Here is a 12,062-nt window from a genome sequence, read left to right on the forward strand (position 1 = left end):
CCCGCCCGAACCCGTCCGGTCAGGAGACCTGGAGGGTGACCGGGGTGGGGAGCTTGACGTACTCGGTGGTGCGCTGGCGGGCCGGCCGGCCGATACCGCCGGCCATGTCGTGCAGTTCGGCGATGGTCTTCTCCGACCCGTGCTGGGAGCCGGCCATCCGGGAGATGGTCTCCTCCATCAGCGTGCCGCCCAGATCGTCGGCGCCTCCGCGCAGCATCACCCGGGTGCCCTCCACGCCCAGCTTCACCCAGCTGGTCTGGATGTGGTCGATCCGTCCGTGCAGCATGATCCGCGCCAGCGCGTGCACCGCCCGGTTGTCCCGACGGGTGGGGCCGGGCCGCGAGGCGCCGGCCAGATACAGCGGCGAGGACTGGTGCACGAAGGGCAGCGGCACGAACTCGGTGAAACCGCCGGTGCGGTCCTGGATGTCGCGCAGCACGTTCAGATGGCCCACCCAGTGCCGCGGCGAGTCCACATGGCCGTACATCATCGTCGAACTCGACCGCAGGCCCACCTCGTGCGCGGTGGTGATCACCTCGATCCACGAGGCGGTGGGCAGTTTGCCCTTGGTGAGCACCCAGCGCACCTCGTCGTCGAGGATCTCGGCGGCGGTGCCCGGAATGGTGTCGAGGCCGGCGGCCCGCAGCTCGGTGAGCCAGTCCCGGATCGACGCGCCCGAGCGCGACGCCCCGTTGACCACCTCCATCGGACTGAAGGCGTGCACGTGCATCGACGGCACCCGCTGCTTGACCGCACGCACCAGATCCGCGTAACCGCTGACCGGCAGCTCCGGATCGATGCCGCCCTGCATGCAGACCTCGGTCGCCCCGGCGACATGCGCCTCCCAGGCGCGGTCGGCCACCTGCTCGGTGGACAGGGTGAACGCGTCCTCGTCGCCCTTGCGCTGCGCGAAGGCGCAGAATCGGCAGCCGGTGTAGCAGATGTTGGTGAAGTTGATGTTCCGGTTCACCACATAGGTGACGTCGTCGCCGACCACGTCCGCGCGGATCGAATCCGCCAGCGCTGCCAGCGCATCGAGGCCCTCCCCGTCCGCGGTCGCCAGGGCCAGGTACTCGTCGTCGGACAGTCCGGCCGGATCCGATTCGGCCTTGAGCAGCGCGGCGCGCACCTCCGAATCGAGCCGCTCGGGAGCGCCGGCGTCCGCGGCGCCGAGGGCGAGCACCTGCTCGCGGATGGTGTCCCAGTCGCCGAAGGCGCTGCCCAGGTCGCTGCGGGTGTCGGTGCGCCGGCCGTCGATGTCGATCTCGGTGTTCAGGTCCACCCGGCCCGAACCCGACCAGTCCTCATCGGGCTCCTGCCAGGGCAGCCCGTCCGGGATCACGTCCCGGGCCAGCCCGGTCACCGGATCGGACAGCGCCGCCACATGCGCGGCGATGCGCGGATCGATCCACGGCGGTCCGGCCAGCACATAGCGGGGCTGAGCGGCGATGCGTTCGGTGAGGGTGTAGCCGCCCGAGGCGGTGATCTGCGCGAGGGCGTCGAGGTTGGGCCACGGCCGCTCGGGATTGACGTGGTCGGGGGTGAGCGGGCTGACCCCGCCCCAGTCGTCCACACCGGCGGCGATCAGCGCGCGGCATTCGTTCTCCGACACCAGGTTCGGTGGCGCCTGAATCCGCATCGACGGCCCCAGCAGCAGCCGGGCGACGGCCACGGCGGCCAGGAACTCGCTCATCTCGGCGTCCGGGGCCTTGCCCATCGCGGTGTCCGGCTTGGCCCGGAAGTTCTGCACGATCACTTCCTGGATGTGACCGAAAGCCTTGTGCGTCTTACGGATCTCCAGCAGCGAATCGGCCCGCTCGGCCCGGTTCTCGCCGATGCCCACCAGGATGCCGGTGGTGAACGGCACGGACAGCCGGCCGGCGTCCACCAGCACCCGCTTGCGAACCTCGGGATCTTTGTCCGGGCTGCCGTAATGGCATTCGCCCTTGTCGGTGAACAACCGCCGCGCCGTGGTCTCGAGCATCATGCCCATCGACGGGGCGACCGGCTTGAGGCGGTTGATCTCCTCCCAGCTCATCACGCCGGGGTTCAGGTGCGGCAGCAGGCCGGTCTCCTCGAGAACCCGGACGGCGGCCGCCCGCACATAGTCGAGGGTGGAGTCGTAGCCGCGGGCGTCGAGCCACTCCGTGGCCTGATCCCAGCGGTCCTCCGGCCGGTCGCCGAGGGTGAAAAGTGCTTCCTTGCAGCCGAGTTCGGCGCCCTTGCGGGCGATGTCGACGATCTCGTCGAGTTCGAGGTAGGCGCCGTGCCCCTCCCGCGCCAGCTTCCCGGGGACGGTGACGAAGGTGCAGTAGTGGCATCGGTCACGGCACAACCTGGTGATCGGGATGAACACCTTGCGCGAGTACGAGATCTGCCCGCTGCGGCCTTCGGCGTCCAGACCCGCATCGCGGACCCGGGCGGCGGACGAGCAGAGGTCGGTCAGGTCGTCGCCGCGGGCGGCGAGCAGGATCGCGGCCTCGTCGGCGTTGAGCGTTGCACCGTCCCTGGCCCGGCGCAGGGCCCGGCGCATGGCCGACGGCGACGGATCCGGTTCATTGGTCACGTCCACCACTGTAACCCCGGCCACCTTTCGCGTCCGGACGCGTCCGCTCAGCCCCGTACGGCCAGCAGCGTCATCGGTACACCGAGTCCGATGATCAGGTCCAGCAGCAGCCGCCAATCGCCGAGCAGCGGGGCGTTGCCGAACAGCGGCAGCATCGCCAGCACGGTGACGAAGGCCCAGGCCATGATCGGGGTGTAGCGCCAGGTGCCGCTGGTGTACTTTCCGGCCATCCAGAGCAGCACCAGGTTGCCCAGGCCGGCGCCCAGTGCGGTCACCGGCACCGGCACCGGTCCCACCGTGAGCAGCAGGAAGAAACTGGTGAGCACGCCGAGCAGCAGCCCGGAGAGGACCAGCAGCCCGAACTCGAGGCGATACTCCGGCTCCGGCAGGCCCGTCGGCGGCTCCGGCTCGGTCGCCGTCTCCGGCTGCGTCGGCGATGCGGTCATGCCAGCCCCTTGAACAGATCGGTCTCCACTGCGCCGGTGGCCCCGTCGTCGACCCGGATGAAGTGCTCGCGGGCGAAGATCGGCTGCAGGATGTTGTTGCTCAGCGCGAACTCCCGGCCCGACGGCGCCACCGTGATCTGGGTGGCGTGGGCGGCCAGCGCCGCCGTCTTGGCCCGGTACACCGGCTGCACGTCGATCTCGGCGGTCACCTGCTCGTCGGGGTAGCTGGGCAGTTCCCCGGGTGCGGGCATCCGCCAGCCCTCGGGCACCTGCTCGACGGCGGCCAGACCCGCGGCCAGTGCACCGGCCGCGGTGACCGATTCGTAGACCTTGCAGCCGTGCCCGAGCCGTTCGCGGGCCGGTGCCAGCGCCGCCGCGCACACCTCGTGCACCCGCTTGTGGTCGGGATGCCCGTAGGTGCCGGCCTGGTCGTAGGTGATCAGCACCTGCGGGTCGAAGTCGACGATCTCGTCGGTGAGGGTCTGCACGAGCACGTCGGGCGCCGCCTGGAACAGTGCCCGCGGGCGCTGCGCCGACGGGGTGCCGGCCATCCCGGAGTCGCGCCACCGACCGGCGCCGCCGAGGAAGCGCGGCGTCAGCGGCGGCCGGCCGGGCGGGCTGAGCGCCGCCAGCGCAGCGGTGAGCTCGCCGATCCGGAATCCGCCGAGCTGGTCGGCCTGGTCGGCCGCCAGCCGCGACCAGCGATCGCCGATCACCTCGCCCTCCTCCCCGAGGGTGAAGGTCAGCACCCTCACGTCCACACCGGCGGCGAGATACCGCGCGATGGTGCCGCCGGTCATGATCGACTCGTCGTCGGGATGGGCGTGCAGCACCAGCATCCGCCGCCCGGTCATGTCAGCATCCACTTTCCGGCTCCGTCGAAGATGCCCACCGGGACCGGCCCGGCCAGCGGTACCCCGGTCACCTGGTCGGTCACCGCGATCAGACTCGTGTCCTGGTAGATCGGCAGGTAGACGGCCTGCGCGGCGAGCAGCTCCTCGGCCGAGGACAGTTCGGCGGCCGGATCCTGCGCACTGAGCGCCCGGGTGGACAGGTCGATCAGCACCGGGTCGCACAGTCCGGAGATGTTGCCGATGTAGCTCGAATCGGCGGCGTCCTCGTCCTCACCGGTGCTGGTGGGGCCGGCCGAGCCCGATGCCGACGGGGTAGGCAGCACGCTGCGGTCCACGGCCGGGTCGTCCTCGGGTTCGACGGTGTGCGCCCCGGACTCGGTGCCCTTGGGCGGGGCCAGGCAGCCCACCTGGGAGGCGAGTGCCGTCGCCGGATCGATTCCGGCGGCCGTCCAGCCGACCACCAGGTCCACCTCGGCAGAGGTCAGCGCCCGGCCGTAGAGAGCGGTGTTGGACATGCCGCGCACGGCCGCCCGGACGCCCTGCGAGCGCAGCTGGTCGGCGATGTTCTCGGCGGCGGACATGGTGCGCTGATCGGAGTTCACGGCGCCGATGCGCACGACCAGGTCTTCGCCGCCGCGCTGCAGCGGCGCCACCCCGTACGGCAGTTGCGGAACGTCGGCCGCCTCGGCGGCGGTAGTGGTGGTGGTGGTGCTCGCGGCGGTGCTGCCCGACGGCTCGCCGTCGGACGGCTCGGCGTCGGACGGCACGGGCTCGTCGGTGGTCGACGAGCCCGACGATCCGGGCGCTTCGCTGCTGGGCCGGGTGCGCGGTACGCCGCGCTGATAACCGGCCTCGGTGAGCCAGCCGCTCACCTCGCCGGCCCCGGGCCGCGGCCGCTGGACCGGATAGTAGCCGGGATCCGACGGCAGGTAGACGGTGTTGGCGAAGCGGTCCACCACGTCCTCGCCGGCGGCCGCCGCGGTGACGGTGCCCGCGTCGAGCATGGCCAGCACCGCCTGGCGGACCGGCAGCTGTGCCATCACCGCCGAACGGGTGTTGAGGTTGACCGTCAGCGCACGGGCCGCCGGGATGCGGTTGGTCCGCACCCCCGGGATGGCGCTGATCTCGGCGGCGGTGGCCGCCCCCGCGGTCAGCGCCGCGATCTGAGTGTCACCGTTGCGGATGGTCTGCGCGGTCTGCGGGAGTGTCCCGGCCCGGCGCAGCACCACCTGGTCCAGTTCGGCCGGAGTGCTCCAGTAGCGGTCGTTGCGGATCAGCCGGACCTCGTCGCGCGCCCGGTCGATCGAGTAGACCGAGAACGGGCCGGCGGTGACCGGCTTGCCCTTGTCCATGCCGGTCTGGAAGCCGGTGGGATCCGACCGCAGCCGGTGACTGGGCAGCAGGTCGGTGAACAGCTCCCGCCACGCCGGATACGGCGCATCGAAGGTGACCGTGACGATCTTCCCGCCGCCGCCGGTCTGCACGTCCCGGATCACCCGGTAGCCGGCCTGTCCGAGCACATTGGGCTGGCGGGCCATCTGCTGCCACAGATACCGGAAGTCGTCGCCGGTCACGGGCAGCCCGTCGGACCACTGGGCGTCGTTGACGATCTTGTAGGTCACCTCGAAGGGCTCGGTGGAGGTGACCTCCGCCGAGGTGATCAGCGAGTCGTCGAGCCGCCACCGCACCCCGTCGCGGGTCTGTACGGGCCGGAACGGGCTCGGCAGGGTCAGCGCGGCGATCGCACTGGTCACCGTGCTCTGGTCGGCGCCGATGTGCGGGTTGAACCCCGCCCCGATCGAGTCGGTGGCCAGGTACACGGTGCGCTCGTCCGGGTACTCGCCGTTCTGCGGGGTGGGCAGGGTCTCCCGCACCGGAGGCGGCGGGTCGGCCACGCAGGCGGTGGCGCCCAGCACCATCAGCCCGCTGACCGCGGCGGCGGCGATCCGTCGGCGCACGGACCTCATCGACTCTCCCATCGAGTACGGGTCTACGCGTTCGCGTCCCGGGCCTTGGCGCGCGAACGCTCGCGGGCGCGCGTGGACGCATCCAGATTCACCTTACGGACCCGGCACACCTCGGGGGTCACCTCGACGCACTCGTCGGCGGCGCAGAACTCCATGGCACCCTCCAGGTCGAGTTCCATCGGCTTGGCGAGGGTCTCCATCACGTCGGCCGAGGACTGCCGCATGTTGGTGAGCTTCTTCTCGCGGGTGACGTTGATGTCGAGGTCTTCCTGGCGGGGGTTGATGCCCACCACATGGCCCTCGTAGGTGTCGTCGCCCGGGTCGACGAAGAAGGTCCCGCGGTCGGCCAGCTGGATCATCGCGAACGGGGTGACGCTGCCGGCCCGGTCGGAGACCAGCGAGCCGGTGTGCCGGGCGCGGATCTCGCCGGCCCACGGCGCGTACTCGTGGAAGACGGCGTTGGCGATGCCGGTGCCGCGGGTCTCGGTCATGAAGTCGGTGCGGAAGCCGATCAGCCCGCGCGAGGGCACCACGAACTCCATGCGCACCCAGCCGCTGCCGTGGTTGTTCATCTGGTCCATCCGGCCCTTGCGGGCGGCCAGCAGCTGGGTGACCGCACCGAGGTACTCCTCGGGAACGTCCACGGTCAGGTGCTCGAACGGCTCGTAGGTCTTGCCGTCCACCTTGCGGGTGACCACCTGCGGCTTGCCGACGGTCAGCTCGAAGCCCTCGCGGCGCATCTGCTCGACCAGGATGGCCAGCGCCAGCTCGCCGCGCCCCTGCACCTCCCAGGCGTCCGGGCGGCCGATGTCCTGCACACGCAGCGAGACGTTGCCGATGAGCTCGCTGTCGAGCCGGTCCTTGACCATGCGGGCGGTCAGCTTGTGGCCCTTGACCCGGCCGGCCAGCGGCGAGGTGTTGGTGCCGACGATCGCGGAGATGGCCGGCTCGTCGACCGTGATGCGCGGCAGCGGCACCGGGTTCTCCGGGTCGGCGAGGGTGTCGCCGATCATGATCTCGGACATGCCGGCCACGGCGACGATGTCACCGGCGACGGCCTCCTCGGCCGGTGCCCGGTCCACGCCCAGGGTCACCAGCAGTTCGGTGATCTTGGCGCGCTCGACGACGGCCTCGCCGTCCACCTCGCGGCACCAGGCCACCTGCTGACCCTTGCGCAGGGTGCCGTTGTGGATCCGGACCAGGCCGAGCCGGCCCAGGAAGGGCGAGGCGTCCAGGTTGGTCACGTGCGCCTGCAGCGGGGCCTCGGCGTCGCCCTTGGGCGCGGGGACGCTGTTGATCAGCACGTCGAACAGCGGGTCCAGGTTGTCGCCGTCGGGCACGCTGCCGTTGGCGGGCATCTCGGTGCTGGCCACACCGGCCCGGCCGGAGGCGTACAGCACCGGCAGGTCCAGGGCCAGCTCGGCGGCTTCGGCGGCCTCGTCGTCGAGGTCGGAGGCCAGGTCCAGCAGCAGGTCCTGCGACTCGGAGACGATCTCGTCGATGCGGGCGTCGGGACGGTCGGTCTTGTTGACCACCAGGATCACCGGCAGCGAGGCGGCGAGCGCCTTGCGCAGCACGAAGCGGGTCTGCGGCAGCGGGCCCTCGGAGGCGTCGACCAGCAGCACCACACCGTCGACCATCGACAGCGCACGCTCGACCTCGCCGCCGAAGTCGGCGTGGCCGGGGGTGTCGATGACGTTGATGACGTACTCGGTGCCGTCGGGCTGACGGCGGTGGACGGCGGTGTTCTTGGCGAGAATGGTGATGCCCTTCTCGCGCTCGAGATCGCCGGAGTCCATCACCCGGTCGACGAGTTCGGCACGTTCAGCGAACACGCCCGACTGACGCAGCATCGCGTCGACCAAGGTGGTCTTGCCGTGGTCGACGTGCGCCACGATCGCGACGTTGCGGAAGTTGGTTACTGCGCTCACTAAGGGTTCTCTCTCGATTCGTCAGGCCTCGCCACGCGCACTGCGCGGGCAAATGAACTATGTAAGGGTACCGGCACGCCCGATCAGAACGCGATTGCACGCCCGGAAGCCCAGGTCAGGACTGCTAAACTGGAGGCATGGGGAAGGTCGATCCGACGAAGGTCGCGCAGCTCAAACCGAAGAAGAAGTGCTGCCGCAAGTCGGTTCGCTGTGTCCGCTGCCCGGTGGTGGTGCATCGGATGAGCAAGATGGACGCCAAGCACATGTCCAAGAAGCAGGCCGCCAAGGCGCTGAAGAAGGCGCGCGCCGCCTGATCCGGGGCCCGCACCCCGATCCGCGCTTCCACCCCGCCGACCTGGTTCTGCCCCACTGACCTGGTTCCACCCCGCCGAATAGTCGGTGGGGTGGACCCGACTCCGCGGGGCGGAACGGCAGGCGGGCGTCGATTCCGCTGGCGTCGGGCCCCGGTGGCGTCAGTCCCAGTGGCTGTAGCTCACCCGCGGGCGGGGGCCGTTCTCGTAGGACAGGATCATCCCGTTCATGGTGATCGAGCCGGTCAGCTCGGTCAGGCCGGCATCGGCGGACGCCTCGGTGCTCACCCGCGGATAGACCGGATAGTCCAGCATGAACGGGAGCTGCTGGGTCACCGTCTGCTCCTCGCCGCCGTTGACGCGCACGGTGACCGTCGCCGTGCCCTCTCCGCGGAAGTCGATGCGGGCGTAGCCCACCGGCTCACCGGCGCCCTCGGGGACCTCGATCGTGTCGGCGGTCCACGGGGTCCGGGCGGTCGACGAGCGGGCCGGGCCGAAGAGTTTCGGGAAGAACGACATGTACGAACACTCCTGGGTCGTGAGGTGGCCACAGCCTAGCCGCGCCGGGGTGCGCCCGTCAGCCCCGCAGTGCGCCACGCAACTCGGGGAGCCAGACGGTGTCGGCCGGCACCAGGGCACCGGCCGCGGCGAGCCGGTCGAGTTCGACGGCGTCCACCCAGCGCAGGTCGCGGTGCTCGCGGGCCTGCGGCCGGCCGGACGCGAGCTCGGCCCACAGCGCGATCAGGGTGAGTCCGGGCCGCAGCTGCACACTCTCGGTGAGCCGCCCGCCCGCGCGCACCCGGACGCCGAGTTCCTCGTCGAGTTCGCGGATCAGTGCATCGGCCGGAGACTCCCCCGGCTCGGCCTTGCCTCCGGGCAGTTCCCAGAGCCCGGCCACCTCCGGCGGATAGTCGCGGCAGGCCAGCAGCAGTTCGGCGGGCGGATCGCCGGCCGCCCCGGTGCGGCGGATCAGGGCGCCGGCCACCACCACGGTCATCGCCCCACCACCGCGATCCGTTCGGGATCCGGGGTCAGCGCGACCCGGTCGCCGACGGCGAGGTCCCGGGCGGTCACGGCCTCGACCGTGCGGTCGCCGATCCGCACCTGCAGCCGCCACCCGGTGGGCAGCGCAGCGGCATGGGTCACCAGCCCGTCTCCTGCCGGATCCAGTTGCGCCACCAGGCTTTCCGGCCGGAGGGCGAGCCGGAGCGAGCCGTCGTCGCCGTCGATCCAGCCGGCCGGGACCGTGCCGTAGCCGGTGCGCAGCAGCCCGCCGGACAGTTCGCCGTCGATCAGTTCGGCGGCGCCGAGGAACTCCGCGGTCCAGTCGTCGGCCGGGCGCCGCCACAGCCGTTCGGGCACGTCGCGCTGGACGATGGCACCGGCGCGCATGATCGACACCTCGTCGGCCATCAGCGCGGCCTCGGTGTGGTCGTGGGTCACCAGCACCGCGGGGGTGCCGCTGGCCCGGACGATCTCGGCGATGGCCACGGCGAGCTCGTCCCGCAGCCGCCGGTCCAGGGCGGCGAGCGGTTCGTCGAGCAGCAGCAGCCGGGGCCGCGGGGCCAGCGCCCGGGCCAGCGCCACCCGCTGAGCCTGGCCGCCGGACAGTTCGGTCACGCGCCGCTTTCCCGCGCCCGGCAGCTGGATCACCTCGAGCAGTTCGTCGACCCGGGCGGCGATCGCCGCCCGCGGCCAGCGGCGCAGCCGCAGCCCGTAGCCGATGTTCGCCGCGACCGTCTTGCCGGAGAAGAGCTGACCGTCCTGGAAGACCAGCCCGAAGTCACGCTTGTGGACCGGCACCCGGGACAGGTCCCGGCCGCGGCAGGCGACGGTGCCCGCGGCCAGCGGTTCGAGGCCGGCGACGGCGCGCAGCAGGGTGGACTTTCCGCAGCCCGAGGGGCCGAGCAGGGCGCTGATCACCGCGCCGGAACCCACCGACCAGTCCAGCCCCGACAGCACGGTCTGCTCGCCGTACCGGACGGTCACGCCGGTCAGCTCCAGCATGGTCTCGCCCGTCTCGTCCGTCGTCCTCTCATCCATCACCGCCGGGCCGCCGTCCTGGTCTGCGGCGCCGCCAGTTCGATCAGCAGCACCGCCGCCGCGCTCACCGCGAGCAGGATCACCGAGGCGGCCATCGCCGCCGCCAGGTTGTCGGCGCCGGGCCGGCTCATCAGGGTGCCGATCAGCACGGGCAGCGTGGTGGTGTCGGCGCGCGCCAGAAAGGTGGTGGCGCCGAACTCGCCGATCGCCATGACGAAGGCGAAGCCGCCGGCGCTGGCCAGCGGCCGCCGGATCATCGGCAGGTCGACGGTGCAGAAGATCCGGACCGGCCCGGCCCCGAGGACCGCGGCCGCGTCCCGGCGGCGGGCGGGGACCTGTGCCAGCGCCGGGGCCACCAGCCCGATCACCAGCGGGATGACGATGAGTGCCTGCACGCACGGGATGATCAGCGGGGAGGCCGCCACCTCGCGCGGCAGTTCGGCGGTGAGCAGCACATAGCCGAAGCCGAGCGTGACCGCGCTGATGCCCAGCGGCAGGATCGACAGTCCGGCGGCGAGCGCGCCCACCGCTCCGCGGACGCGCACCAGGGTCACCGCCGCCACGGTGCCCACCGTCAGCGCGATCGCCATGGCGGCGACGGCGCTGGTCACCGAGTACCAGAGCGAGCCGGCCCCGGACTGCCCGGTCGCCTCGCCGAGCAGCAGCCGGTAGCCGGCCAGGGACCATCGGCCGCCGGGCCGCAGCGAGCGCAGCAGCAGCGAGACGATCGGCGTCGCCAGCCAGGCCAGGGCCCAGACGACGACGGCGGCCACGGCGCACCGGAGCGGCCAGGTGTCCGGGCGGGCCGGCGGCCAGCCGCGGTCGCTGAGCGCCGGACGCTGCCGCCCGGCCAGAATCCGGGTGAGTGCCAGGGCGGCGACCACCAGCAGCAGTTGCAGCACCGAGAGCCAGACCGCCTCGGGGATCCGGAAGTAGCCGATGCCCTGCTGATAGATCTCGGTCTCGAGGGTCGAGAGCTTGCCGTCGCCGAGGATGACGATCACCCCGAAGCTGGTGGTGCAGAACAGGAAGACCAGGGCGGCCGCGGCGGCCACCGCCGGCAGCAGGCGCGGTGCGACGACGTCGGCGAAGGCCCGCAGCCGGGAGGCGCCGAGACTGCGGGCGGCCGCCATCGCCTGCGGATCGAGCTGCTGCCACACGCCGGTGACCACCCGGACCACCACGGCGACGTTGAGGAAGACGTGGGCGAGCAGGACGGCGCCGAGCCCGGTGTCCACCGGCAGCGCGGCGAGCGGTCCGTTCAGCAGCGCCCGGAAGGCCACGCCGACGACCACCGTGGGCAGCACGAAGGGCAGGGTGACCAGCACTCGCAGGGCCAGCGCCCCGGGCAGCGCGACGGTGGCGGTGAGCCAGACGATGGGCGCCGCGACCACCACGGCCAGCGCCGCCGACGCTGCCGCCTGGCCGGCGGTGACGGCCAGCAGATGCCAGGCATCGGTGCGCTGCCAGGCGGTGACCGCCGACACGGCGTCGGCGTCGGTGACCGCCCGGTGCGCCAGCGCCGCCAGCGGCGCCAGGAAGAGCAGCGCGGTGAACAGCAGTGGGATCGCCGCTCCGAGTGCCGCGGCCGGACCGCCGCGCCCGGACCGGACCGGCTGCGTCGTCATCGGCGCACGACGGAGCGCCACTCCTTGAGCCACTCTTCACGGTGATCGTTGATGTAATCCGGCGCCATCTTGACCGTGTACCGGGGCGCGGGGGTCTGCTGCCAGCTGCGCGGCAGCGGGATGTCCTTCTGCACCGGGTAGACGTACATCGAGCTCGGCAGCGCCGTCTGCACCGGCGTGCTGAGCAGGAAGTCGACCAGTTTCTTCGCGCCCTCGGTGTTCGCCGCACCGCGCAGCACCCCGACGTACTCGATCTGCGCGAAGCAGCCGGAGAGGATGGCGCTGGTGCCCGGGGTGGCGGCCGGTGAACTGGCGT

The 12,062-nt window shown here is 71.8% G+C and carries 10 protein-coding genes and 1 pseudogene; 1 reads left to right on the forward strand and 10 read right to left on the reverse strand.

Going from position 1 to position 12,062, the window contains the following annotated elements:
• Positions 1-19: 19 nt before the first annotated feature.
• Genes ACJMNC_RS04095 through typA form a run of 5 tightly spaced genes read right to left on the reverse strand, consistent with a single transcriptional unit; the run spans position 20 to position 7,764 of the window.
• Positions 20-2,566: a bifunctional FO biosynthesis protein CofGH gene (locus tag ACJMNC_RS04095; RefSeq protein WP_408946671.1), complete on the reverse strand. Its 2,547-nt coding sequence runs from the start codon at positions 2,564-2,566 to the stop codon at positions 20-22.
• 47 nt (positions 2,567-2,613) lie between these two features.
• A complete protein-coding gene (locus ACJMNC_RS04100) occupies positions 2,614-3,012 on the reverse strand; it encodes a hypothetical protein (protein WP_408946672.1) in 399 nt (132 codons plus the stop codon).
• The gene (mshB, locus tag ACJMNC_RS04105) at positions 3,009-3,866 is read right to left on the reverse strand and encodes an N-acetyl-1-D-myo-inositol-2-amino-2-deoxy-alpha-D-glucopyranoside deacetylase (RefSeq protein ID WP_408946673.1); all 858 of its coding nucleotides are present in this window, start codon (positions 3,864-3,866) and stop codon (positions 3,009-3,011) included. The genes ACJMNC_RS04100 and mshB overlap by 4 nt, the downstream gene beginning before the upstream one ends.
• Positions 3,863-5,833: an ABC transporter family substrate-binding protein gene (locus ACJMNC_RS04110; protein ID WP_408946674.1), complete on the reverse strand. Its 1,971-nt coding sequence runs from the start codon at positions 5,831-5,833 to the stop codon at positions 3,863-3,865. The genes mshB and ACJMNC_RS04110 overlap by 4 nt, the downstream gene beginning before the upstream one ends.
• 23 nt (positions 5,834-5,856) lie before the next feature.
• Positions 5,857-7,764: a translational GTPase TypA gene (typA, locus tag ACJMNC_RS04115; RefSeq protein ID WP_408946675.1), complete on the reverse strand. Its 1,908-nt coding sequence runs from the start codon at positions 7,762-7,764 to the stop codon at positions 5,857-5,859.
• A 137-nt stretch (positions 7,765-7,901) separates the two neighbouring features.
• On the opposite strand from typA, the gene ACJMNC_RS04120 reads away from it, so the two are divergent.
• Positions 7,902-8,078 carry a hypothetical protein gene (locus tag ACJMNC_RS04120; RefSeq protein WP_408946676.1) on the forward strand — a complete coding sequence of 59 codons (177 nt, stop codon included), beginning with the start codon at positions 7,902-7,904 and terminating at the stop codon, positions 8,076-8,078.
• Positions 8,079-8,237: 159 nt separating this feature from the next.
• Here the strand turns inward: ACJMNC_RS04120 and ACJMNC_RS04125 are convergent, their stop codons facing one another.
• The 5 genes and pseudogenes from ACJMNC_RS04125 to ACJMNC_RS04145 form a co-directional block, all read right to left on the reverse strand.
• Positions 8,238-8,594: a hypothetical protein gene (locus ACJMNC_RS04125; protein WP_408946677.1), complete on the reverse strand. Its 357-nt coding sequence runs from the start codon at positions 8,592-8,594 to the stop codon at positions 8,238-8,240.
• Positions 8,595-8,652: 58 nt separating this feature from the next.
• On the reverse strand, positions 8,653-9,072 hold the full coding sequence (locus tag ACJMNC_RS04130) for a (deoxy)nucleoside triphosphate pyrophosphohydrolase (protein WP_408946678.1): 420 nt from the start codon (positions 9,070-9,072) through the stop codon (positions 8,653-8,655).
• Positions 9,069-10,118 carry an ABC transporter ATP-binding protein gene (locus ACJMNC_RS04135; RefSeq protein WP_408946679.1) on the reverse strand — a complete coding sequence of 350 codons (1,050 nt, stop codon included), beginning with the start codon at positions 10,116-10,118 and terminating at the stop codon, positions 9,069-9,071. Before ACJMNC_RS04135 ends, ACJMNC_RS04130 begins: the two co-directional genes overlap by 4 nt.
• The gene (locus ACJMNC_RS04140) at positions 10,118-11,746 is read right to left on the reverse strand and encodes an ABC transporter permease (RefSeq protein ID WP_408946680.1); all 1,629 of its coding nucleotides are present in this window, start codon (positions 11,744-11,746) and stop codon (positions 10,118-10,120) included. The genes ACJMNC_RS04135 and ACJMNC_RS04140 overlap by 1 nt, the downstream gene beginning before the upstream one ends.
• Positions 11,743-12,062, reverse strand: a pseudogene (locus tag ACJMNC_RS04145) (thiamine ABC transporter substrate-binding protein); the annotation flags it as partial. The gene ACJMNC_RS04140 and the pseudogene ACJMNC_RS04145, both read right to left, overlap by 4 nt.

The sequence above is a fragment of the Gordonia sp. VNK21 genome (assembly GCF_046098115.1).
Taxonomy (GTDB): Bacteria; Actinomycetota; Actinomycetes; order Mycobacteriales; family Mycobacteriaceae; genus Gordonia.

Bases quoted from the DNA above. Each gene is read 5' to 3' on its own strand.
- ACJMNC_RS04100 (WP_408946672.1), bottom strand. From the start codon at position 3,012: ATGACCGCATCGCCGACGCAGCCGGAGACGGCGACCGAGCCGGAGCCG.
- mshB (WP_408946673.1), bottom strand. From the start codon at position 3,866: ATGACCGGGCGGCGGATGCTGGTGCTGCACGCCCATCCCGACGACGAG.
- ACJMNC_RS04110 (WP_408946674.1), bottom strand. From the start codon at position 5,833: ATGAGGTCCGTGCGCCGACGGATCGCCGCCGCCGCGGTCAGCGGGCTG.
- ACJMNC_RS04120 (WP_408946676.1), top strand. From the start codon at position 7,902: ATGGGGAAGGTCGATCCGACGAAGGTCGCGCAGCTCAAACCGAAGAAG.
- ACJMNC_RS04125 (WP_408946677.1), bottom strand. From the start codon at position 8,594: ATGTCGTTCTTCCCGAAACTCTTCGGCCCGGCCCGCTCGTCGACCGCC.
- ACJMNC_RS04130 (WP_408946678.1), bottom strand. From the start codon at position 9,072: ATGACCGTGGTGGTGGCCGGCGCCCTGATCCGCCGCACCGGGGCGGCC.
- ACJMNC_RS04135 (WP_408946679.1), bottom strand. From the start codon at position 10,118: ATGGATGAGAGGACGACGGACGAGACGGGCGAGACCATGCTGGAGCTG.
- ACJMNC_RS04140 (WP_408946680.1), bottom strand. From the start codon at position 11,746: ATGACGACGCAGCCGGTCCGGTCCGGGCGCGGCGGTCCGGCCGCGGCA.